Annotated in this window: 24 protein-coding genes; 10 read left to right on the top strand and 14 right to left on the bottom strand. The window is 60.8% G+C overall.

All coding sequences use genetic code 11. From position 1 onward, the window contains the following. Positions 1 to 98: 98 nt before the first annotated feature. Together AC3IP0_RS26830 and AC3IP0_RS26825 are read right to left on the bottom strand one after the other, a co-directional pair. The gene (locus tag AC3IP0_RS26830) at positions 99 to 644 is read right to left on the bottom strand and encodes a twin-arginine translocation pathway signal protein (RefSeq protein ID WP_489317567.1); all 546 of its coding nucleotides are present in this window, start codon (positions 642 to 644) and stop codon (positions 99 to 101) included. Positions 645 to 672: 28 nt separating this feature from the next. Continuing rightward, complete coding sequence (locus AC3IP0_RS26825; protein ID WP_489317566.1) at positions 673 to 2103, bottom strand: coniferyl aldehyde dehydrogenase; 1431 nt, start codon at positions 2101 to 2103, stop codon at positions 673 to 675. 145 nt (positions 2104 to 2248) lie between these two features. Between AC3IP0_RS26825 and AC3IP0_RS26820 the strand changes: the two genes are divergently transcribed. Further along, positions 2249 to 2920 carry a TetR/AcrR family transcriptional regulator gene (locus tag AC3IP0_RS26820; RefSeq protein ID WP_008048320.1) on the top strand — a complete coding sequence of 224 codons (672 nt, stop codon included), beginning with the start codon at positions 2249 to 2251 and terminating at the stop codon, positions 2918 to 2920. Positions 2921 to 2952: 32 nt separating this feature from the next. After that, entirely contained in the window at positions 2953 to 3807 is an 855-nt protein-coding gene (locus tag AC3IP0_RS26815) for a sulfurtransferase (protein WP_489326279.1), read from the top strand. Between the two features lie 95 nt (positions 3808 to 3902). Here the strand turns inward: AC3IP0_RS26815 and AC3IP0_RS26810 are convergent, their stop codons facing one another. From AC3IP0_RS26810 to AC3IP0_RS26780, 7 genes are all read right to left on the bottom strand, one after another. Beyond that, positions 3903 to 4730: an AraC family transcriptional regulator gene (locus AC3IP0_RS26810; protein WP_489317564.1), complete on the bottom strand. Its 828-nt coding sequence runs from the start codon at positions 4728 to 4730 to the stop codon at positions 3903 to 3905. A 3-nt stretch (positions 4731 to 4733) separates the two neighbouring features. Next, a complete protein-coding gene (locus AC3IP0_RS26805; protein ID WP_489326277.1) occupies positions 4734 to 5753 on the bottom strand; it encodes a hydrolase in 1020 nt (339 codons plus the stop codon). Positions 5754 to 5826: 73 nt separating this feature from the next. Continuing rightward, positions 5827 to 7272 (bottom strand): M16 family metallopeptidase, encoded by a 1446-nt coding sequence (locus AC3IP0_RS26800; RefSeq protein ID WP_489326276.1) that lies wholly within the window; start codon positions 7270 to 7272, stop codon positions 5827 to 5829. Then, on the bottom strand, positions 7265 to 8611 hold the full coding sequence (locus AC3IP0_RS26795; protein WP_489326274.1) for a M16 family metallopeptidase: 1347 nt from the start codon (positions 8609 to 8611) through the stop codon (positions 7265 to 7267). Before AC3IP0_RS26795 ends, AC3IP0_RS26800 begins: the two co-directional genes overlap by 8 nt. A 125-nt stretch (positions 8612 to 8736) precedes the next feature. Further along, positions 8737 to 9333, bottom strand: a complete 597-nt coding sequence (gene rsmD, locus AC3IP0_RS26790; RefSeq protein ID WP_046039216.1) for a 16S rRNA (guanine(966)-N(2))-methyltransferase RsmD — start codon at positions 9331 to 9333, stop codon at positions 8737 to 8739. After that, positions 9333 to 10823 carry a M16 family metallopeptidase gene (locus AC3IP0_RS26785; protein WP_489317559.1) on the bottom strand — a complete coding sequence of 497 codons (1491 nt, stop codon included), beginning with the start codon at positions 10821 to 10823 and terminating at the stop codon, positions 9333 to 9335. The genes rsmD and AC3IP0_RS26785 overlap by 1 nt, the downstream gene beginning before the upstream one ends. Then, on the bottom strand, positions 10816 to 12171 hold the full coding sequence (locus AC3IP0_RS26780; RefSeq protein ID WP_489317558.1) for a M16 family metallopeptidase: 1356 nt from the start codon (positions 12169 to 12171) through the stop codon (positions 10816 to 10818). The genes AC3IP0_RS26785 and AC3IP0_RS26780 overlap by 8 nt, the downstream gene beginning before the upstream one ends. Positions 12172 to 12514: 343 nt before the next feature. On the opposite strand from AC3IP0_RS26780, the gene ftsY reads away from it, so the two are divergent. From ftsY to rpoH, 4 genes are all read left to right on the top strand, one after another. Further along, entirely contained in the window at positions 12515 to 14053 is a 1539-nt protein-coding gene (gene ftsY, locus AC3IP0_RS26775) for a signal recognition particle-docking protein FtsY (RefSeq protein ID WP_489326272.1), read from the top strand. Further along, a complete protein-coding gene (gene ftsE / locus AC3IP0_RS26770) occupies positions 14050 to 14721 on the top strand; it encodes a cell division ATP-binding protein FtsE (protein ID WP_007975383.1) in 672 nt (223 codons plus the stop codon). The genes ftsY and ftsE overlap by 4 nt, the downstream gene beginning before the upstream one ends. After that, the gene (gene ftsX, locus AC3IP0_RS26765) at positions 14718 to 15740 is read left to right on the top strand and encodes a permease-like cell division protein FtsX (protein ID WP_489317556.1); all 1023 of its coding nucleotides are present in this window, start codon (positions 14718 to 14720) and stop codon (positions 15738 to 15740) included. The genes ftsE and ftsX overlap by 4 nt, the downstream gene beginning before the upstream one ends. 120 nt (positions 15741 to 15860) lie before the next feature. Then, positions 15861 to 16715, top strand: a complete 855-nt coding sequence (gene rpoH / locus AC3IP0_RS26760) for an RNA polymerase sigma factor RpoH (RefSeq protein ID WP_489317555.1) — start codon at positions 15861 to 15863, stop codon at positions 16713 to 16715. A 163-nt stretch (positions 16716 to 16878) separates the two neighbouring features. On the opposite strand, the gene mtgA is transcribed toward rpoH, so the two are convergent. Beyond that, the gene (mtgA, locus tag AC3IP0_RS26755; protein ID WP_489326271.1) at positions 16879 to 17601 is read right to left on the bottom strand and encodes a monofunctional biosynthetic peptidoglycan transglycosylase; all 723 of its coding nucleotides are present in this window, start codon (positions 17599 to 17601) and stop codon (positions 16879 to 16881) included. Between the two features lie 74 nt (positions 17602 to 17675). Between mtgA and AC3IP0_RS26750 the strand changes: the two genes are divergently transcribed. From AC3IP0_RS26750 to trmB, 4 genes are all read left to right on the top strand, one after another. Continuing rightward, positions 17676 to 18047 (top strand): DUF423 domain-containing protein, encoded by a 372-nt coding sequence (locus tag AC3IP0_RS26750; protein ID WP_489326270.1) that lies wholly within the window; start codon positions 17676 to 17678, stop codon positions 18045 to 18047. A gap of 90 nt (positions 18048 to 18137) precedes the next feature. Further along, positions 18138 to 18338, top strand: coding sequence for a sulfur carrier protein ThiS (gene thiS, locus AC3IP0_RS26745; RefSeq protein ID WP_050562648.1), 201 nt, complete (start codon positions 18138 to 18140; stop codon positions 18336 to 18338). Positions 18339 to 18398: 60 nt separating this feature from the next. After that, on the top strand, positions 18399 to 19193 hold the full coding sequence (locus tag AC3IP0_RS26740; protein WP_007975390.1) for a thiazole synthase: 795 nt from the start codon (positions 18399 to 18401) through the stop codon (positions 19191 to 19193). A gap of 9 nt (positions 19194 to 19202) precedes the next feature. Beyond that, on the top strand, positions 19203 to 19928 hold the full coding sequence (trmB, locus tag AC3IP0_RS26735; protein WP_103395777.1) for a tRNA (guanosine(46)-N7)-methyltransferase TrmB: 726 nt from the start codon (positions 19203 to 19205) through the stop codon (positions 19926 to 19928). Positions 19929 to 20059: 131 nt separating this feature from the next. Here trmB and AC3IP0_RS26730 read toward each other — a convergent pair whose 3' ends face one another. Genes AC3IP0_RS26730 through AC3IP0_RS26715 form a run of 4 tightly spaced genes read right to left on the bottom strand, consistent with a single transcriptional unit; the run spans position 20060 to position 22622 of the window. Then, a complete protein-coding gene (locus tag AC3IP0_RS26730) occupies positions 20060 to 20383 on the bottom strand; it encodes a DUF3392 family protein (RefSeq protein ID WP_489326269.1) in 324 nt (107 codons plus the stop codon). Between the two features lie 9 nt (positions 20384 to 20392). Then, positions 20393 to 21598, bottom strand: coding sequence for a radical SAM family heme chaperone HemW (gene hemW, locus AC3IP0_RS26725; RefSeq protein ID WP_489326267.1), 1206 nt, complete (start codon positions 21596 to 21598; stop codon positions 20393 to 20395). Continuing rightward, positions 21595 to 22191 (bottom strand): RdgB/HAM1 family non-canonical purine NTP pyrophosphatase, encoded by a 597-nt coding sequence (gene rdgB / locus AC3IP0_RS26720; protein ID WP_489326266.1) that lies wholly within the window; start codon positions 22189 to 22191, stop codon positions 21595 to 21597. Before rdgB ends, hemW begins: the two co-directional genes overlap by 4 nt. Beyond that, entirely contained in the window at positions 22188 to 22622 is a 435-nt protein-coding gene (locus AC3IP0_RS26715; RefSeq protein WP_489317550.1) for a DUF4426 domain-containing protein, read from the bottom strand. The genes rdgB and AC3IP0_RS26715 overlap by 4 nt, the downstream gene beginning before the upstream one ends. Positions 22623 to 22635 lie beyond the last annotated feature (13 nt).

The raw sequence follows: 22635 nt of genomic DNA, 5'->3' as shown, positions 1-22635 counted from the left end.
CTGCCGCTATCGCGAGCAAGCTCGCTCCCACACGGGTTCTGCATCGTTCACAAATCCCCTGTGGGAGCGAGCTTGCTCGCGATGGGGTCGACTCGGTCTCAGACCGTAGGTGGCCCGGGATACCCGCAATGCGCCCACGATTCCTTGCGGCCGTACCAGGCCATCATCACCAGTTGCAGCAAGGAACTGTGGCCCATGCGCAACAGGCTCAACGAGCTGTTTTCCCAGCGATCGAGAAAGGCTCGGATGTCGTTTGCACTGGCGTTTTCCCAGCTGCCCCAGATCCCGGTCAGCGGTCCGCGGGTTACGGCCATGCCCAGCACATCGAACAGTCGTTGGGTCAGCTTGAGCATTTCCGGCGACAGGTGGGCGAGGTTGTAATCCAGGCTTTTCAATGTGCCCTCGACAGCCTCGGGCATCCGTTCGGCGGTCACGGCACCCTCGAGCATGACCGGGATCAACGCCCGCAAAAACAGCAAGTCGCCGCTGCGTAACGTGACGAAACCATTGGCCGGCACGCTCGACGAGCAACCGCTGAGGCTGGCGCCGAGCCCGGCGGTGGCGAGGAAAGCTGTGGCGCCGAGGCTGAATTTAAGCAGCCCGCGCCGTGACAGCGCGGGTGAATCGGACAGGCTGGGGTTCATTATTGTTATTACCCGACGGTGATGATCGTTAGCGGATGAACAGCTTCTGGATCAGCTTCTGAATCGATTTGCCGTAGGGCGGATAGATCAACTTCGCGGCGTTGAACCGTTGTTTGATCAACACGCCCTTGGCCTTGCTGAAGGTCAGGAAGCCTTCATGGCCATGGTAATGACCCATGCCCGAGGCGCCGATGCCGCCGAACGGCATGTCATCCTGGGCGACGTGCAGCAGGGTGTCGTTCAGGCATACGCCGCCGGAATGGGTTTCGTGCAGCACGCGCTGTTGTTCGCGCTTGTCATAGCCGAAGTAATACAGCGCCAGTGGGCGAGGGCGCTGGTTGATGTAGGCAAATGCCTGGTCCAGATCCTTGTACGGCACGATCGGCAGCAGCGGCCCGAAGATTTCATCCTGCATCACCGTCATCTCGTCCGTGACGTTGAGCAGCAGGCTATGGCCCATGCGGCGGCCCTGGCCTTGGTCGAACAGCGGCATCAGCAGCGCACCCTTGCTGGTGGCGTCGCTGACGTAACCGTTGAGACGCGCCAGTTGTCGCTCATTGATGATCGCGGTGTAGTCCGGGTTGTCGGCCAGCGTCGGATAAAACCCACGGACGGCTGTGCGATAGGCTTCGATGAACCCTCCGACGCGATCCTCCGGCACCAGCACGTAGTCCGGGGCCACGCAGGTCTGGCCGGCGTTCAGGGTTTTGCCGAAGGCGATGCGCTCGGCGGCGTCCTTGAGCGGCACGTCGTGAGAAACAATGGCCGGGGACTTGCCGCCCAGTTCCAGGGTCACCGGGGTCAGGTTTTCCGCGGCGGCGCGCATCACGTGTTTGCCGATGCTGGTGGCGCCGGTGAACAGCAGGTGATCGAACGGCAGGCGTGAAAATGCCACGCCCATATCCGCCTCGCCCAGGACCACGCAAACCAGGTCTTCGGGGAAGATTCGCGCCAGCAGCTGTTTCATCAGCAGGCCGGTCGCGGGGGTCGACTCACTGAGCTTGAGCATCACCCGATTGCCCGCCGACAGCGCGCCGACCAACGGACCGATGGCCAGGTACAGCGGATAGTTCCACGGCACGATGACCCCGACCACGCCCAGCGGTTGGTAAACGACTTTGGCCGAGGCGGGCCGAAAGGCTGCGCCCACCTTGCGTCGCGAGGCCCGCATCCAGCCCTTGAGGTGTTTGCTGGCGTAATGGATGCCGTGCAGGCTGGGCATCAGTTCGGCGAGCAGGGTTTCATCGGCGCTGCGATGGCTGAAGTCCTGGCTGATCGCATCGATCAGGGCCTGGCGTTCGTTGTTCAACAAATCCTTTAGCGCCTTGAGCCATTGCTGGCGCTGCGCGGCGGGTGGCATCGGGTTGGCGGCGTAGGCGGCACGCTGGGCGTCGAACAGGGCCTGAAGCTCTTCCAGCGGCTGCTGTAGGTTCTGCAGGTAGGAAATTTCAGCAGTCATGGTCGGCTCCGGATTTATTGTAATGAAGCACTTTTTAGAGCCTATACTCTAAAAAGTCAAATGACATCCTGGAACAGCTTTGTTTTATCCGCTCGCGGATAGATCTAAGATGCCCGTCAACGCACTCTGAATTAAAGCTCAAGCCATGGCCCCACGGATCAAAACCAGCGAGCGCATCGTGCAGAACAGCCTGGAGCTGTTCAACCAGCAGGGCGAGCGCAGCATCAGCACCAACCACATTGCTGCCCACATGGAAATTTCCCCGGGCAACCTGTACTACCACTTCCCGAACAAGCAGGCGATCATCGCCGTGCTGTTCAGCGAGTACGAAAGCCTGGTGGACAGCTTCCTGCGCCCGCCCCAGGGCCGTGCCGCCACGGTGGAAGACAAACGCTTCTACCTCAAGGAGCTGCTGTCGGCGATGTGGCGCTACCGCTTCCTGCATCGTGATCTCGAACATTTGCTCGACAGCGATCCGGACCTGGCCGACCGCTATCGACGCTTCTCCCAGCGCTGCCTGATCCAGGGTTCGGCGATCTACGAAGGTTTCGTCGCCGCCGGCATCCTGAAGATGGACAAGGTGCAGATCGAGTCCCTGACCCTCAATGCCTGGATCATCCTCACGTCCTGGGTGCGTTTCCTGTGCACCACGCGGGAGAACTCCAGCCACTTGAGCGAGCAGGCCATTAAACGCGGGGTGTATCAGGTGCTGGTGCTGGAGGCCGGGTTCGTCACGGATGAGGCTCGCGATGCGGTCAGTGCCTTGTTCGAAGAGTTTTACGTGCCCTTGGCCCAGGCACTGGAAGAAGTACAGTAGGATCAAGGCCGAGTTAATCACAGGAGCCCGCTATGCCCATTGCGCAACTGATCAGCCCGCAAGCACTGGACCTGAAAAAGGACCAGCCGGGGCTGGTGATTCTGGATTGTCGTTTTGCCCTCGAAGACCCGGATTACGGTCAACGCAGCTATGCCGAAGGGCACGTCGCCGGTTCGAGCTATGCCGATCTCGAGCGTGATTTGAGTGGCGCCGTGGTCAAGGGCGTGACCGGGCGTCATCCGTTACCCGAGCCGGCGCAACTGATCGAGCGCCTGCAAGCCTGGGGCATCAACGCCGATAGCGAAGTGGTTCTGTATGACGACGGCCCGGGTGCCTATGCGGCGCGGGCCTGGTGGTTGCTGGCGTGGTTGGGCAAGCGCGACGGTATATTCATTCTCGATGGCGGTCTCAAGGCCTGGCACGCGGCCGGTTTACCGCTGAGCCTGGATGCGCCGGTGATTACCCGTGGTTCCTTCACCGGCAGCCCTGACACGGCGTTGCTGATCAGTGCCGAGCAGCTGCAAAAGCGCCTTGCGCGGCCGGAACTGACCCTGCTCGATGCTCGCGCACTGCCGCGTTTCAAGGGTGAAGTGGAACCGATCGATCCGATTGCCGGGCACATTCCCGGCGCCCAATGTGCGGCGTTTACCGACAACCTGGGCAGCGACGGACGTTTTCTACCGGCCGATCAGCTCAAGCAGCGTTTCGCCGCGAAACTGGGCGATCGTTCGCCGGATGATCTGGTGGCGTATTGCGGTTCCGGCGTGACGGCGTGCCACAACCTGTTTGCGTTGTGTCTGGCCGGTTATCCACTGGGTTCGTTGTATGCCGGGTCGTGGAGCGAGTGGATCAACGAGCCTGCGCGGGGCATTGCCACCGGCGAATGAGACAAAAGAAAGATCAAAAGATCGCAGCCTTCGGCAGCTCCTACAGATGAACTCATGCCATGTAGGAGCTGCCGAAGGCTGCGATCTTTTTGTGTCTAAAGCCGCGCACTGCGATACGCCCCCGGTCCAACCCCATACACCTGCTTGAACTGCCGGCTCAGATGGCTCTGGTCGGCAAACCCCAGTTGCATCGCGACTTCCAGCGGCAGACAACCACTTTGCAGCAACGCCCGCGCCCGGGCGATGCGCTGTTGCATCAGCCAGGTATGCGGCGGCATGCCGGTGGCCCGGCGAAATACCCGGGCGAAATGGAATGGCGAGAGATTGACCGCCGCCGCCAGCGCCTCCAGTGAGGGCGGTGCAGCCAGTTGCGCCTGCAGCAATTCCTTGGCCAGGCTCACGGCCCGGTGTTCCTTGCCAGGTTGACCGGCATCGGGCACCGCCGCATGACGCTGCAACAGTGACAACACCAGTTCGCGCCAGACCGTTTGTTGCTGCAATGCGGTGGCGGGGCTTTCCAGCAAACGGTGAAGTTGGCAGAAGCCGTTTACCAGATCCTGATCGCGATACAGCGTGGCCCCGAAGGCCGGCAAGTGGTGGGTCGGCAGTTCGAGTTCGGCCAGCAGCGAGGTTATCTGCCCGCTGTCCGGATAAAACGCCCGGTACAGCCAGCCATCCTCGGTGCCTTTGTGGCCGGTGTGCAGTTCATCGGGGTTGATCAGCACCAGCGTGCCGCTGCCCGCCAGGTGTTCGGCACCGCGATAACGATAGCGCTGGGCGCCGGCCATGATCATGCCGATCACATAGCCGTCATGCACATGGGGGGCGAAACGATGATCGATGTAGCGGGCGGACAACAACTCGACCCCGGCCAGCGGCGGGGTTTGCCAGAAGTGGATTGACTCGCCTTGGTCTGCGTCCATGATTCAAGCGCACCCTATGGCGGCCAGCCACTCGGGGATGCGCCGCTCCAGGTAGTAACCCGGTTGCCTGAGCGTACCGTCGACGAAGCCGACATGCCCGCCCCTGGCTTGCAGTTCGAATTGCGTGCAAGCGGACAATTCATCGACGTGCGGCAGGCTGTGGGGAAACACGAAGGGGTCGTCGGCGGCCTGAATCATCAAGGTCGGCGTACGAATTTCGCCAAGAAAATAGCGGCTGGAGGCGCGGCGATAGTAATCCTCGGCATCGGCGAAACCGTGCAGTGGCGCGGTGACACGACCGTCGAAATCCCAGAACGTGCGCATGTTTTCCAGAGATCCGAGGGCCGCCAGGGCTGCCAGACCCTCCTCGCGTCCGTCATGCTGGAACTGTCGCTGTTTGTTCTTGATGTAGGCGACCATCTCTCGCATGAAATGCGCCTGGTAAACCTTGGAAAAGCCCTGGCCGATGCGGTCGGCGCACTGGTCCAGGCGGAACGGCACCGACACCGCCACGGCGCCCGTCAAGTCACTGTCGCTGCCGGTTTCGCCCAAATGCTTGAGCAGGACATTACCGCCCAGGGAGTAACCCACCGCATACAGTGGCGCGAGAGGCCGTTTGGCCCGCAAGTGCCTGATGGTTTCGGCCAGGTCTTCGCTGGCGCCGGAATGGTAGCTGCGCGGCAACAGGTTGGGCTCGCCCGAACAACCGCGCCAGTTCAGCGCGACGCTGGCCCAGCCTCGGTCGCCCAGGGCTTTTTGCATTCCGGCCACGTAAGGCGAATTCGACGAGCCGGTGAGCCCGTGCAACACCAGCACCAAGGGTGCGTCGACGCTGTGCGGGCCATGCCAGTCGAGGTCGAGAAAGTCGCCGTCTTCAAGCCAAAGACGTTCGCGTTCGCGGCCGATGTGCACGGTTTTACGCCACAGCGGCCCCCACAAGGTTTGCAAGTGCGGATTGCCGATGCCGAAGGCTGGGGTGAAGGACGGCGGTGAGGCCAGTGCGGGGTGCGGTTGCACAGTCATTCTCGGTGGAAGCGTTCATGAGTCTGCCCGAAGACGCGGCGGGACAGCGCCGCGACCGCGTCATCATGGCTGTCTAACTTGCCACAATCTCGCCAGGTACGCGACACATGGCATTGGTTGCGCTTTCACTCGGAGCTGGCAGCGGTTGTTGAGCTGTCTTAGGCCCCAGGATGACAACGCGCCATTGGTCGGCGTGGTAATGCCGGCTGAGTGCGTTTTTGATTGATGCAAGGTTCAGCTTCAAGGCCGCTTGCGTGGAAAAATCGAGGTCCAGCGGCAGATTGTGTACGCTGATGGCGTACAACCGTCTCAGAATCTGCATATTGGTAGCGCTGTTCAACGGCGCGCTACCGGCCAGCTTCTGTTGGATGTCGTCGAGTTCCTGTTGGGTCGGCCCTTGGGCGAGAAAGTCGCTGAACATTGTCTTGATATGGGACAGCACGGCATCGGCCTGCTCTGGTCGAGTCTGCAATTCAATGGTCAGCAACCCTTGTGCCTGAAGAACTGAAAGGTTCGCTTCAACGTCGTAGGTCAGGCCTCGGCGTTCACGAAGTTCATTCATCAGTCGGTTGTTGAAAATCCACTTGGCCATGTGAAGCGCGACATAGTCCGGACTGCTTCGCAGGACACTTGGCTGGGCAAGGTGCAGGTAAGCCTGGGTTGATGGTCGCTCTACACGCAGTAGATTCGGGGCGGCTGGACTTGTCACTGGCTTGATCGCGGCAGTGGCCGGCCCCAGGGGCAAGGCCGCGGATATCTGCGCACCGATGCGCTGGGCCTCTTCCTCGGTGAGGTCGCCGACCAGTGTGATCTGGGCATTGCCCGCGGCATAAGCCTCGCGATGAAAGTCTTGCGCCTGGGTGCGGGTGATGGAGGCAAGCCCGGCCCGGGTTCCGTGGAAGGACTGAGCATAACCGTGGTCGGGAAACAACTGGCCGAAATTGGCTTCTTGGGCTTGAACGGTATGGGACTGATCTTCACGGTCCAGAAAGTATTGCAATTGTGATTTCACCGCAGGTAGGGACTCTTCCGGCAACAGCGGCTTGCCGAGTACCTGGGCAAACAGTTCCAGGGCTGGAGTGCGCCGTGATTCGTCACTCAGGCTACGCAGGGAAAACCAGGTCCGGTCCTGGCTGATACCCATATCCATCTTTGCCCCCAGATTATCGAACGTCGCCCGTATGGCATTGGCGTCCTTGCCAGCCACACCGTCATTCAAAAGGCTATAGGTGACCGCAGCCAGGCCGGGTTGATGCGGAGTGTGGGCGCTGCCGGCGGCAAAGCTCACCAGGGCATCGAACATCGGCAGGCCGGGGGTGCGGATGAACAGGATCTTCGTTCCACTGAGGGTTTTGTAACCCTTGATCGGCAGTGTGCGGTGGGTCGCCGGAGTCTGTGGTTCATTGAGCGATTGCAGCGCTGGCTTCTGGGGCGCCGTGGTTGCAGTGGCAGTGGCCTGTGCACTCAACAGCATGCCGGCCAGGATCAATCCATTGATGAGGCCTTTGCGCTTATCCATTGTTTTTCTCCGGCAAGATTTTCGCGGTGCTCAGACGCTCGCGCGTCAGATAGGTCTTGGCGGCCTGTTGAATATCCAGGGGCGTGACCTTGTTCAGCTCATCCGTATCCTGATCGGCCAGCCGCCAGTCCAGGCCGATGGTTTCCAGCAGACCCAAGGTGTTGGCCTGCCCTTCCAGATCGTCCTGCGCATAAACCGTGTTAGCGATCACAAGGTTTTTCGCGCGCTCCAGTTCTGCTGCTTCCGGTGCCTTGTCTTTTAATTCATCGATGACTTTCCACAGACGGGCGAGGGCTTCGTCAGCGTCATTGAGCTTGTCCGGGTTGAGTTGTGTGGTGATGGTCAGCAACGAATCGCCGCGATTGAAGGCGTCATACTTTGAGTAAGCCTCAGTGAATATCGCCTCGCTCAGTTGCAGTTGCTGTTTGATCCGCGCGCTACTGGATCCGGCCAGTAACATATTAAGCAGGCGCAAAGCATGGGCGGTCCGACGATCCAGTGCCGTGGCCAGGCTGGGCGCGTTGAAGCTCATGATCAGGCGGGGGGACGCTACCGGCGCGTGCAGGGTCAGTGACCGTTCACCGGCAGAAGCCAATTCGACGGGTGCAGGCGCCACGGGTGTCGCACGTCGCTCAAGGTGGCCGAAGTGCTGCTGTGCCAGGGCCTTGATCCGCTCAGGTGCAACATCGCCAACGACCACCAGCGTCGCATTGTCTGGCGAATACCAGGCCTGATACCACTGCTGCAATTGTGCGGCGTTCATGCGTTGCAGATCGTGCATCCAGCCAATCGTCGGGGTGCGATAGCCGCTGGCCGGGTGGGCGATGCTGTTCAGTCGTTCATGAGCCGATGCGGTGATTTCATCATCAACGTACATCCGACGCTCCTCCTGAATGACCTTGAGCTCCGGTGTGAAGTCCTGTGCATCCAGCTTGGCCGTACTCATCAGGTCCGCCAGAATTTCGAAAGCAACGCCAGTGCGGCCGGAAGGCAGGGTCTGGTAAAAGACCGTGAAGTCAGTGCCGGTGGATGCGTTATGACGGGCGCCAAGTTTATCCAGTATCGCCATGAACTCTCCGGCGCAGGCCTTGCTGCTGCCTTTGTAGACCATATGCTCGAGGGCGTGGGACAGGCCCGACTGGCCGGGCGGCTCGTAGCTTGCACCGACCTTGATCCAGATCTGGGCGGTAACAATGGGCGAGCGATGGTCCTCGCGCACGACAACCTTGAGGCCGTTGTCCAGTACGAAGTCTTGCGTCGCAGGGGGTGTCGCCGCGCTGGCCATGAGCGGCAGACAGGCGATAAAGGGCAGCATAAATGTGCTGCGGGAGATGTTCATCCGTGTTCATCCTCAGTGGTTTGCAGTTAATTGCGCAAACCACTGTGGATGATCCGTAAGGACGTCAGGCGGTAACTATGTAGTGCACTTCACAACCGGTTTGGGGCAGTCGTCTCGCCGAAATGTCAGGCGCTGCGCTGCCACAACGAGTAATACACGCGTCCGGATTTCTGCTCCCGGTGCAGGCGCCAGTTCTCCGGCAGGCCCAGGGTCGACGGCGCCGACTCGCTTTCGGTGTACACCCAGGCGTCTTCGGCCAGCCATTGGCGCTCTTCGAGCAACTTGCAGACGGCGGGCAGCAGGTTCTGGTTGAACGGCGGATCGAGGAACACCAGGTCGTAGGCCGTTGCGGTCTGGGTTTCCAGATAGCGCAAGGCGTCGGCGGTCTGGACCTGGCCGTTGGTGCAGCGCAATGTGCCCAGGTGTTCCTTCAGGCTGGACACCGCGATGCTGCTGGCATCCAGCGCCTGGCCCATGGCCGCGCCGCGGGACAGGGCCTCGAGGAACAGTGCGCCACTGCCGGTGAACGGGTCGAGCACCTTGGCGCCCGGCACGTAAGGCGCGAGCCAGTTGAACAGGGTTTCACGCACGCGGTCCGGCGTCGGGCGCAGGCCCGGGGCGTCGGGGAAGCTCAGCTTTCGGCTGCGCCATTCGCCGCCGATGATGCGCAGCTGGTTCACGCCGTTGTGGACGTTCTTGGCGGGTTTTTTAGGATGGGCCATTAATGCTCCGGAACCCCGAGCGGCTGCTCGGAAGGTTTATCAGTAGGGGCCGGTAACGGCTTTTGCGGCACGGTCGGGCCAGCGCTGACGATGACCATCTTGTCCGTGCTCAGGTGTTTGTTCATGGCGGCTTTGACCTGCTCGACGGTCAAGGCCTGGGACTGCTGCATGAAGTCTTCCAGGTGACTCAACGGCAGGTTATAGAAGCCGATGGCGCCCAGTTGGCCGACGATATCGGCGTTGCTGGCGGTGGACAGCGGGAAGCTGCCGGCCAGTTCGCGCTTGGCATCGTCGAGCTCTTTTTCGGTCGGGCCGGTTTTAAGATAGTCGGCCAGCACATCCTGCACCAGTTTCAGGGTGCCCTCGCTCATCTCGGCGCGGGTTTGCAGGTTGATCATGAACGGGCCACGCGCCTGCATCGGGGTAAAACCCGAATACACGCCGTAAGTCAGGCCACGCTTCTCGCGCACTTCGCTCATCAAGCGGGTGCCGAAGCCGCCGCCACCGAGAATCTGGTTACCCATGGACAATGCTGCATAGTCCGGGTCGTCACGGTCGATGCCCAGTTGCGCGAGCGTCAGGGTGGTCTGCTTGGACGGGAACTCGATATGGCCGACGCCAGCCTTGGGCTCGACCGGTTGCGCGATTTTCGGCAGGGCCGGGCCTTTTGGCAGGGCACTGGAAACCTGGGCTGCAATCGCTTCGGCTTCCGCGCGGGACAGGTCGCCGACCAGTGCGATCACCACATTACCGGCAGCGTAGGCTTTTTCGTGGAAAGCACGCAGTTGAGCCACGGTGATTGCCGGTACGGTTTTCGCCGTGCCGTCGCTGGCGTGTGCGTACGGGTGATCACCGTACAAGCGGTTCATCAGTTCCAGGCTCGCCAGCTTGCCGGGGTTCTGTTTCTGGTATTCAAAACCGGCGAGCATCTGGTTCTTGATGCGGGCCAGCGAATCGGCAGGGAAGGACGGCTTGCCGATGACTTCAGCGAACAGCTTCAGGGCCGGTTCGCGCTTGTCCTTGGCACTCAAACTGCGCAGCGAAGCGATTGCCATGTCCTTATAAGCGCCGTTGCCGAAATCGGCGCCCAGGCCTTCGAAGCCCTGGGCAATGGCACCGACGTCTTTGCCAGCCACACCTTCGTTGAGCATGGCGTTGGTCAACACCGCCACGCCCGGTGCATCGCCGTCCTGGCTGCTGCCAGCAGCGAAGATCAGGCGCATGTCGAACATCGGCAGCTCATGGGCTTCGACAAACAGCACCTTGGTGCCTTCGGCGGTGTTCCAGGTCTGCACGTCCAGCTTGCGGTGTTCCGGTGCCTTGCCGTTGAGTTCGGTCAGCGACTGCAGTTTCTGGCTGGCCCTGGCCTTGTCCAGGGCTTCGCTGGCATTGGTTTCACCGGAGCGCGACAAATAGAACGCGGCGGAGCCGATAACGGCGACGGCGACCAGGCCGATCAGGGCCAGGCGGGAAGGTTTACGCTCACTCATGAGTCGTCTCCAGAGGCAGTACATGGGCGACGCTGAGACGTTCGCGGGTGAAATACAGCTTGGCGGCTTTCTGGATATCTTCCGGCGTGACGCTTTCCAGATCGGCCAGTTCGGTGTCCATCAGTTTCCACGACAGGCCGACAGTTTCCAGTTGGCCGATGGCCGTGGCCTGACTGGTGATCGAGTCGCGCTCGAAGACCAGGCCGGCGATGACTTGTGCACGTACGCGTTCCAGTTCTTCAGCGGTTGGCGCCGTGGTTTTCAGCTGGTCGAGCAGCTTCCACAAACCGGCTTGCGCCTGGGCGATGGTCTTGTGTTTCTGCGAGTTTGGCGATGCAGACAGGGTGAAGAGGCTGTCGCCACGGGTGTAGGCGTCGTAACTCGACGAGCCGCCGGACACCAGTTCTTCTCCGCGCTCCAGTTGCGTCGGGATGCGTCCGCTGTAGCCGCCGTCGAGCAATGCCGAGATCAGGCGCAGGGCATTGACCAGGCGTTTGTCGTCGGTGGTGGCGATGCTCGGCACGTTGAAGGCCAGCATCAGGCTAGGCAGTTGGGTCTGCACGTGCAGGGTGATCTGGCGCTCGCCCGGTTCGGCCAGTTCCAGCGGTTTTTTCGCGGCGGGTACATCGCGCTTGGCGATCGGGCCGAAATAGCGTTGGGCCAGGGTTTTGACTTCGTCCGGGGTGACATCGCCAACCACCACCAGCGTGGCGTTGTTGGGCACGTACCAGGTTTCGTACCAGTGGCGCAGCTCTTCGACTTTCATCCGCTCAAGGTCGGCCATCCAGCCGATGGTCGGGGTGTGATAGCCACTGGCCGGGTAGGCCATGGCCTTGAAGCGCTCGTAGGCCTTGGCCATCGGCTTGTCATCGGTGCGCAGGCGACGCTCTTCCTTGATGACCTCTATTTCCTTGGCGAACTCATCGGGCGGCAGGCGCAGGCTGGCCATGCGGTCGGCTTCCAGTTCGAAGGCCACGCCCAGGCGATCCCGGGCCAGCACCTGGTAGTACGCGGTGAAGTCGTCACTGGTGAATGCGTTCTCTTCGGCGCCGAGGTCGCGCAGGATCAGTGACGCTTCGCCGGGGCCGACTTTCTCGCTGCCCTTGAACATCATGTGCTCCAGAGCGTGGGACAGGCCGGTATTGCCCGGTGTCTCGTAGCTGGAGCCGACCTTGTACCAGACCTGGGAAACCACCACGGGCGCACGATGGTCTTCGCGCACGACCACCTTCAAGCCATTGTCTAGAGTGAATTCGTGGGTGGGTTGCGGGTCGGCAGCCAGGGCCGAAAGGGGCAGGCAAACTGTGCTGAGCAGCAGGCCTGCGGCGCGGCGGGCAAGAGCATTCATTCGTTTTCAAACCTTTGGGGCTGCCCGCTTGGTCTTAGCGTCAGCGGGCGAGAGGGTGCTAGGATACTGATCCGTTTTAGCGGCGGCCACGCCTATCAGGCCTTTATGCTTGATCAGGTTGAATGGGTTTGCGACGGAAGGTGGATATTTATCAACTGAGTTCCGCGTTTTCGCCGATTTTGCTGCTTTAGTCCAATGAGAAATCGATTCCGTGAGGTGCCATTGGGCACCTCGACAAAATGTTGCGCGTGAACAAGCTGGGTGAAACACAGTCTGTTCTGCATCGAATATTTATTTGCCGGGGCGCCATTGGCGCGTCGCTACCGTGAGATAGCCGTCCTCCATGTTTGGTTCCAACGACGACAAGAAGACCCCAGCTGCGGCTGGCGAGAAAAAAAGCCTGTTCGGATGGCTGCGCAAAAAGCCGCAGGAACCCGTCGTCGAACAGCCACAAGCCATTCCTGAACCAGCGTCGACGCCGGTCCCGGTAATAGAAGAAGCGCCCGCGCCGGTTGTTCTGCCGATTGCCGAGCCGGTAGTGCAATCGCAGGCTGAAACTGTTGTTGAGCCTGTCAGCGAAATTATCGAAGCGCCGCTGACCCCGATTGCCGAACCGTGGTTGACCCTGCCGGTAGCCGAAGAGCCGGTGGCATTGGTCGAAAATGACCTGGCCCCCCACGTGACCCCGCCGATTCCGGCCCCGGCAGCGTTTACGCCTGCACCGGCTCACGCGCCTGTGGTCGAAGCGATTGTTGAACCAGTCGTCGTGGTCGAGCCTGTTCCCGTTGTCAGCCAGCCAGAGGTTCCGGTATTCGTTGCTCCGGTTGCTCCGGTTGCTCCGGTTGCTCCGGTTGCTCCGGTTGCTCAAGCACCTGCACCCGCTCCGATTCCTGAGCCGATCGCGGCGCCCGTTGAAACCCCGGTAGAACCCGTACGCACCGAAGAAACCAAAGCCGGTTTCTTCGCCCGCCTCAAGCAGGGCCTGTCCAAGACCAGCGCCAGTATCGGCGAAGGCATGGCCAGCCTGTTCCTGGGCAAAAAGGTTATTGATGACGAGTTGCTCGAAGACCTCGAAACCCGATTGCTGACCGCCGACGTTGGTGTCGAAGCCACCTCGGTGATCATTCAGCGTCTGACACAGAAGGTTGCGCGCAAGGAGCTGGCCGATGCCGATGCCCTGTACAAATCCCTGCAAGCCGAGCTGGCGGCGATACTCAAGCCTGTCGAGCAGCCGCTGAAAATCACCTCGCAGAACAAGCCGTTCGTGATTCTGGTCGTCGGCGTCAACGGTGCCGGCAAGACCACTACCATCGGCAAACTGGCGAAGAAACTGCAGCTGGAAGGCAAGAAAGTCATGCTCGCTGCCGGCGACACCTTCCGCGCCGCGGCGGTGGAGCAATTGCAGGTCTGGGGTGAGCGCAACAAGATCCCGGTGATCGCGCAGCACACTGGCGCCGACTCGGCCTCGGTGATCTTCGATGCCGTGCAGGCCGCCAAGGCCCGTGGCATCGATGTGCTGATCGCCGACACCGCCGGCCGCCTGCACACCAAAGACAACCTGATGGAAGAACTGAAAAAGGTTCGCCGAGTGATTGGCAAGCTCGACGCCGACGCCCCTCATGAAGTGCTGTTGGTACTTGACGCCGGCACCGGCCAGAACGCCATCAACCAGGCCAAACAATTCAACCAGACCGTCGAACTGACTGGCCTGGCGCTGACCAAGCTCGACGGCACCGCGAAAGGCGGGGTGATTTTCGCCCTGGCCAAGCAATTCGGCCTGCCGATCCGCTACATCGGCGTCGGCGAAGGCATCGACGATTTGCGTACCTTTGAAGCAGAACCCTTTGTCCAGGCATTGTTTGCCGAGCGGGAGCGTTCATGATTCGTTTCGAACAGGTCGGTAAGCGCTACCCGAATGGTCACGTCGGCTTGCATGAGCTGAGCTTTCGAGTCCGTCGTGGCGAGTTCTTGTTTGTCACCGGCCATTCCGGTGCCGGTAAATCCACGCTGTTGCGCCTGTTGCTGGCGATGGAGCGCCCGACCAGCGGCAAGCTGCTGCTCGCCGGGCAAGACCTGAGCACCATCAGCAACGCGCAGATTCCTTTCCTGCGCCGGCAGATCGGCGTGGTGTTCCAGAATCACCAGTTGCTGTTCGATCGCACGGTGTTCAATAACGTCGCGTTGCCTTTGCAGATCCTGGGGCTGTCCAAGGCCGAGATCGCCAAGCGCGTGGACTCGGCACTGGAGCGCGTGGCGCTGTCGGATAAAACCGATCTGTACCCGGGCGACCTGTCCACCGGTCAGCAGCAGCGCGTCGGCATCGCCCGCGCCATCGTCCACCGTCCGGCCTTGCTGCTGGCGGATGAACCGACCGGTAACCTCGACCCGCGTCTGGCCGCCGAGATCATGGGTGTATTCGAAGATATCAATCGCCTGGGTACCAGCGTGCTGATCGCCAGTCACGACCTGGCCCTGATCGCCCGCATGCGTCATCGCATGCTGACGCTGCAACGCGGTCGATTGATCGGTGACGGGGAGGCCGCGGTATGAGTGCAACACGTAGCCCCAAGGTTTCCGAGCGTGTGGCCCCGAAGGCCGCCGATCCACAGCCGCAAAAGAAAAAACACGACGATGACGACGGGCCGGACTTTGCCACGTTGTTCCGCGCCTGGATCGAAAGCCATCGCGCCAGTCTGGTGGACAGCCTGCGCCGCCTGGGCAAGCAGCCCATTGGCAGTTTTTTCACCTGCATGGTGATGGCGGTGGCCCTGAGTTTGCCCATGGGGCTGTCACTTTTGCTAAGTAACGTCGAACGTCTGGGTGGTTCCTGGCAGCGCGCGGCACAGATTTCCCTGTATCTGGACCTTGAGGCCAAACCGGCCGAAGGCGAATCGCTGCGCGATCAGATCAAGGGCATGCCAGGCGTCGCCGATGCCGAATACGTTGGCCGCGAGCAGGCGCTGGAAGAGTTCCAGCAGCAGTCCGGGCTGGGCGAGGCACTCAAGGAACTGCCGGAGAACCCGCTGCCGGGCGTGGTCCTGGTAACGCCGACCGAGGTCGACAAGCCGGCCCTTGAAGCATTAAGACAAAAACTATCCGAGCTGCCGAAGGTACAACAGGCGCAACTTGATTTAGTCTGGGTCGAGCGTCTGGCAGCCATCCTCAAGCTGGGTGACCGTTTTGTCTTCGGTCTGACCGTGCTTCTGGTTTCTGCATTACTTTTGGTGATAGGCAATACCATTCGTCTTCATATTGAAAACCGCCGCACAGAGATAGAAGTGATTAAACTGGTCGGCGGCACGGACAGCTATGTACGCAGGCCCTTTCTGTATATGGGCGCGCTTTATGGCTTCGGTGCGGGGATTCTGTCCTGGGGGGTACTGGCGTTCGGCCTTGATTGGCTGAACGATGCGGTGGTAGGGCTGGCCGGTTTGTACGGCAGTGATTTTGCGCTGGCTGGAGTGCCAGTTGCCGACGGTCTGTCTCTCTTGCTTGGCGCGGTGCTGTTGGGGTATATCGGTGCATGGATTGCAGTCGCACGCCACCTGAGGGAGCTTGCGCCTAAGTAGTATCATTTTGCTCGTATTGACCTTTCAGCGTTTTTGGGTTTTAGGGAACTTGTCTTTCGGTTTCCGGTCAATTTTCGCAGTGCTGAACTGCACGAGTTTGTAAGTCGGAGGTTTTTTCGTATGACCAATTCTTTGCAACCTGCATATGCTCTGGTCCCGGGTGCGAACCTGGAGGCCTATGTGCACACCGTCAACAGCATTCCATTGCTGTCGCCGGAGCAGGAGCGTGAACTGGCCGAGAGTCTCTATTATGAGCAGGATTTGGGGGCGGCTCGGCAGATGGTGCTCGCCCACCTGCGTTTTGTCGTACATATCGCCCGTAGCTATTCCGGCTACGGCCTGGCCCAGGCTGACCTGATCCAGGAAGGCAACGTCGGCCTGATGAAGGCCGTGAAGCGCTTCAACCCGGAAATGGGCGTGCGCCTGGTGTCCTTTGCCGTGCACTGGATCAAGGCGGAAATCCACGAGTTCATCCTGCGCAACTGGCGCATCGTGAAAGTCGCGACCACCAAGGCCCAGCGCAAGTTGTTCTTCAACCTGCGCAGCCAGAAGAAGCGTCTGGCCTGGCTGAACAACGAGGAAGTCCACCGTGTGGCGGAAAGCCTGGGTGTAGAGCCTCGGGAAGTGCGCGAGATGGAAAGTCGTCTAACCGGCCATGACATGGCCTTCGACCCGGCTGCCGAAGCGGACGACGACAGTGCTTTCCAGTCGCCGGCCAACTATCTGGAAGACCACCGGTACGACCCGGCCCGTCAACTGGAAGATGCCGACTGGAGCGACAACTCCAACCACAACCTGCACGAAGCGCTGGAAGTGCTGGACGACCGCAGCCGTGACATCCTCTACCAGCGCTGGCTGGCGGAAGAAAAATCCACGCTGCACGACCTGGCGCAGAAGTACAACGTGTCGGCCGAGCGTATTCGCCAACTCGAGAAGAGCGCGATGAACAAGCTCAAGGTGTCGATCGCTGCGTAACTGGCGAGCAGGCATTAAAAAAGCGCCCCGTTCATTGATCCTGTGGGAGCGAGCTTGCTCGCGATGAGGTCCGAACATTCAATATAAAAGTTGAATGTCAGGCCGTCATCGCGAGCAAGCCCGCTCCCACAGTGGTTTTCAGGGTCTGAAAAATTGGGATCAGTTATTGGGCCCAAGGCGCCCGGCGCGAATCGTTCAGCCCGACCAGATAGCTGTCCCCACCCAGTTGGCTCATCTGCCGCCGAATCCACCCTGCACGCCGCGAAACGTAGGAAGTTGGATGGCTGGCGCTCCAGACCCGCGGGTTGGGTAGCACGGCAGCGAGCAGGCTCGACTGCTGGCGGCTGAGGCCTTTAGCACTCACGCCAAAGTGATGCCGGGCCGCCGCTTCAGCGCCAAACACGCCGTCATCCCACTCGACGCTGTTGAGGTACACCTCAAGAATCCGCTGCTTGGGCCAGAACACTTCGATCAGTCCGGTGAACCAGGCCTCCAGGCCTTTGCGCAACCAGCTGCGGCCAGACCACAGGAACAGGTTTTTCGAAACCTGCTGGCTCAGGGTGCTGGCGCCACGGATCGAACCGCCGCGCTCGTTATGGGCAAACGCCGCCTGAATCGCGCCGATATCGAAGCCCCAGTGTTCCGGGAATTTCTGGTCTTCGCCGGCAATCACCGCGACTTTCAGGTCATCGGAGATCTCGTCCCAGGGTTTCCAGGTCCGTTGCAGGTCGATGGGTTCGCCGTCAAACCAGGATTCGATCTTGCGCTCGACCATCAGCGTCGTCCCCGGTGGCGGCACCACGCGAAAGATCAGCACCAGCAATACGCTGCCACCCATGAACCAGAGCACGGCCTTGGAGAAATGACGGAAATAGATACGCAGCATAGAGATGGCTTGGCCGAACCCGTTGAGCGGGCCATTATACAGACCCTTTGGATCGAAACTGACTGGAGTTCTGCATGCTGCGTGGCTTTCTGATGCTGGCCGCTTTTTTCGGCTTCACCGGTGTCGGCCTCGGGGCCTTTGCCGCCCATGGCCTGAAGAGCCGCCTGAGCGCCGAGTACCTGGTGATCTTCCACACCGGCGTCACCTATCAACTGGTGCACGCCCTGGCATTGCTCGGTGTCGCAGCGCTGGCCACGCAAATTCCCGGTCGACTCGCCACCTGGGCCGCTGCGTCGTTTGCCATCGGTATCCTGCTGTTCTCCGGCAGCCTGTATGTATTGACGCTGACGGGCATCAGCAAGCTCGGCATCATCACCCCGTTCGGTGGCCTGGCCTTCCTGGTGGGCTGGTTTTGCCTCGGACTTGCCGCCTGGCGCCTGAGCTGACTTAACGGTCCATTTCATGACGAATGGCTTGGGTCGGCCTGACTGATCGGGCTAGAATGCCAGCCCCTAAAAATGATGGCGGCATCCGGCATGCGCATTCAGTTGAACGGCGAATCCTTTGAACTGCCCGACGGTGAAACCGTTGCGGCCCTGCTGACCCGTCTGGACCTGACCGGACGCCGGGTGGCGGTCGAACTCAATCTGGATATCGTCCCGCGCAGTCAGCACGCAGACACCGCGTTGAACGACGGCGACAACGTCGAAGTGGTGCACGCCATCGGCGGCGGCTAGCAGCCTCGGCCGAGTGGCCACAGAATTCTGCAAGTACCTCACCCCTACAGAGGATTTCCCATGAGCATCGTTCGCAGCGACAAGCCTTTCGTCCTGGCCGGTCGTACTTACCAGTCGCGTTTGCTGGTCGGTACCGGCAAGTACCGTGACATGGAAGAAACCCGCCTGGCCATCGAAGCCTCGGGTGCCGAGATCGTCACCTTCGCCGTGCGCCGCACCAACCTTGGCCAGATCGAGGGCGAGCCGAACCTGCTCGAAGTGCTGTCGCCGGATCGCTACACCTTCCTGCCCAACACTGCCGGTTGCTACGACGCCATCGAAGCCGTGCGCACTTGCCGTCTGGCCCGTGAACTGCTCGATGGTCACAACCTGGTGAAGCTGGAAGTGCTGGCCGACCAGAAAACCCTGTTTCCCAACGTGATCGAAACCCTCAAGGCCGCCGAAACGCTGGTCAAGGAAGGCTTCGACGTGATGGTCTACACCAGTGATGATCCGATCATCGCCCGTCAGTTGGCGGAAATCGGCTGTATCGCGGTGATGCCGCTGGCCGGTCTGATCGGCTCCGGCCTGGGAATCTGCAACCCATATAACCTGCAGATCATCCTCGAAGAAGCCAAGATTCCAGTATTGGTGGATGCCGGTGTCGGTACTGCTTCCGACGCCACCATCGCCATGGAACTGGGTTGTGATGCGGTGCTGATGAACTCGGCCATCGCCCATGCCCAACAGCCGGTCATGATGGCTGAAGCCATGAAACATGCGATCGTCGCAGGTCGCCTGGCCTACCTCGCCGGCCGCATGCCGAAAAAACTCTATGCCAGCGCCTCTTCGCCGCTGGATGGTCTGATCAAGTAAGAGCCATTGATGACTGAATCGAACGACACGCCAATCCAGACGGAAGAAGGCGACGAGCGCCAACACCGCCGCATCAAGAGTTTCGTGATGCGCGCCGGGCGCATGACCGAAGGCCAGCAAAAGGGCCTGGAGCAGGGCACTCCGCTGTTCGTGCTGCCGCTGGCCGACGCGCCGGTGGATTTCGACCAGGTGTTCGGTCGCTCGGCACCGCGCTCGCTGGAAATCGGTTTCGGCATGGGCCATTCGCTGCTGGAAATGGCAGCGGCTGCGCCGGATCAGGATTTCATTGGCGTCGAGGTTCACCGTCCAGGTGTCGGTGCGCTGCTCAATGGTGTGCTGACGCAAGGCCTGACCAACCTGCGGGTCTACGATTGCGATGCGATCGAAGTGCTCAACCGCTGCGTGGCCGATAACAGCCTCGATCGCCTGATGCTGTTTTTCCCGGACCCGTGGCACAAGAGCCGTCACCACAAGCGCCGTATCGTTCAGGCGTCCTTCGCTGAGCTGGTGCGCAGCAAGTTGAAGGTCGGTGGCATTCTGCACATGGCCACTGACTGGGAACCGTACGCCGAGTACATGCTGGAAGTGATGAGCGTCGCGCCGGGTTACCGCAACCTCGCCGAAGACGGCAAGTGCGTACCGCGCCCGGCCGAGCGGCCGATCACCAAGTTCGAGCGTCGTGGCGAACGACTTGGGCATGGCGTGTGGGATTTGAAGTTCGAGAAGCAGTCCTAAACTTCACTCAATACAAACTGTGGGAGCGGGCTTGCTCGCGAAGGCGTCGTGTCAGTCGACATTAATGTTGTCTGATACACCGCTTTCGCGAGCAAGCCCGCTCCCACAGTTGTTTTAGGGTGTGGCTTAAATCAGCGGCGGTCGGCGACCACGCCAATCAACACCAGAACCACCAGCAACACCGGCGCCAGGCTGTAGTTGTTGAACTGGCTCAAGCCGCGCACGACCCAGGGCGTGGCGTAGATCAGCGCCGCGCCGCTGCCGATCAGGCACAGCAGGGACATCAGTGGCACGCGCAAGGCGCCGGCGATGCTGCCCAGACGCTGCTCGACCCAGACTTTGAAATCCGCACCAAACAGCACCAGCAGGCAGCCCACCAGGGCCAGGGCGATTTCCGAGAGGTTGCTGCGGCTCCAGCGAGACACGGTGGCAAGCAGGTCGAGTACCAAATCCATTCGATTTCCTTATGTCAGAAATTTCTGCAGCAAGTCGTTGAGGAAGAGTTGTCCGCGCATCGTGGCTACCAGACGTGACGGTTCGACCTGCAACAGGCCGCTTTGTTCGGCTTCACGGCGGCCTTCAGCAAGGCTTTCCAGCGTCATGCCGGTACGTTCCGGGTACAGTCGCGATTCGACGCCTTCAGTCAGGCGCAGCGCATTCATCAGGAATTCGAACGGCATTTCATCGTTGCCCAGCGCTTTCTCGCCGGCCTGGAAGCTCTTCGCCGGATTCAGGTAATCCTTCGGCAGGCGGGTCTTCCAGGTGCGAATGATGCGCCCGTCCGGGTGGCTGAGCTTGCCATGGGCGCCGGCGCCGATGCCGATGAAGTCGCCAAAACTCCAGTAATTGAGGTTGTGGCGCGCCGGGCGACCGGGCAGGGCATAGGCCGAGACTTCATATTGCGCGTAACCGTGTTCGGCCAGCAGCGCTTGCCCGGCTTCCTGGATGTCCCACAGCGTGTCGTCTTCCGGTAGCGTCGGCGGCTGGTTCCAGAACACGGTGTTCGGTTCCAGGGTCAGTTGATACCACGACAGGTGTGTCGGCTTCAGGGCGATGGCCGTGCGCAGGTCCGCCAAGGCGTCGTCCAGGGACTGATTCGGCAAGCCATGCATCAAGTCCAGGTTGAAGTTGTCGAACCCGGCCTGCCGCGCCATGCCGGCGGCGCGTACGGCTTCGTCGCCGTTGTGGATGCGGCCCAAAGCCTGGAGCTTTTCTTGCTGGAAGCTCTGGATGCCGATCGACAGGCGATTGATCCCCAGTTTCCGGTACGCCACGAACTTGTCTTGCTCGAACGTCCCCGGATTGGCTTCCAGCGTGATTTCGATGTCGCTGGCAAACGGGATGCGCTGTTCGACGCCTTTGAGCAAGCGACCCAGCGAATCAGCACTGAACAGGCTCGGCGTGCCTCCACCGAAGAAGATCGAGCTCAGCTCACGACCATAGACGGCGTGCAGGTCCTGATCGAGATCGGCCAGCAATGCGTCGACGTACTCTTCTTCCGGCAGCGCGGGGCTGGCGGTGTGGGAATTGAAGTCGCAATAAGGGCATTTGCGCACGCACCACGGGATATGGATATACAGCGCCAGCGGCGGCAGCACAGGCAGGGCTGCCCGAGGCGATTGAGCGTCGCCGCCGAAGATCAGCGGCGACGCGGATGATTCACGGGTCATTTCAAGCCCAGACGCTGGCGCAGCAGATCCATTGCACGGGCGCGGTGGCTGATCTGGTTCTTGTCGCCAGGACTCAGCTCGGCGCTGGAGCAATTGCGCTCCGGTACCCAGAACAGCGGGTCGTAGCCAAAACCGTGTTCGCCGCTGGCCTGGGTCAGGATTCGCCCGTGCCACAAACCTTCGCAGATGATCGGCAAGGGATCATCGGCGTGGCGCACCAGTGCCAGCACGCACACGAACTGCGCGCCACGTTCGGCTTCAGGCACGTCTTTCAACACGTCGAGCAGCTTGGCGTTGTTCGCCGCATCGCCCTTGCCGTCTGCATAACGCGCCGAGTAGATGCCTGGCGCACCGCCAAGGAAATCCACCGCCAGCCCGGAATCGTCGGCCAGCGCCGGCAGGCCGGAAATGCGCGCGGCATTTCGGGCCTTGAGGATGGCGTTTTCGACGAATGACAAACCAGTCTCTTCGGGCTCGACGCTGCTGAACTCGCCGATCGAGCGCAGATGCACCGACTCGCCGAGCATGGCCTGGAGTTCCTTGAGTTTGCCGGCGTTATGGCTGGCCAGTACGAGTTGCGTGAAGTTGATCATTGGCCAGGGAAGAGCTCTTGGTTGAAATTGATGGTGTTGATCTTGTCGCCGGTCTGCACCTTGATGTTGAAGGTGCGGATTTCCTGCTGTGGTACCGGGTATTGGGCGATGTAGTAGATCGCTCCTTGCTCGGTGACCTGTTTGAAGTTCAGTGTGTAGCTTTGGCTGGTCAGGTCTTTGACGGTGCCGCTGACCTCGGCCATCATCGGCGTGCCGGCCTTGATCACCGAAATGTTGATAACGCCCTGATCCTTGCTGCGCGTCAGCTGGGCGGCCTTGGCAACGTCCGGTAGCAGGTAGGTGGAGTTGAAGGTGTTGTAGTGCACCGTCACGTCACCGAAGGTTTCCTTGCGTTCGCTCTTGATGGCGTCGGCGGCCATGGCGGTGACGCTCAGGCAGGCAGTGAGTAGAAACAACGCTAGACGACCCATGATCGTTCTCCTT

This window comes from Pseudomonas sp. GL_103 (genome assembly GCF_057835175.1).
The sequence above is the reverse complement of the archived record's forward strand: the minus strand, read 5'-3'. Positions and strand labels throughout refer to the sequence as shown.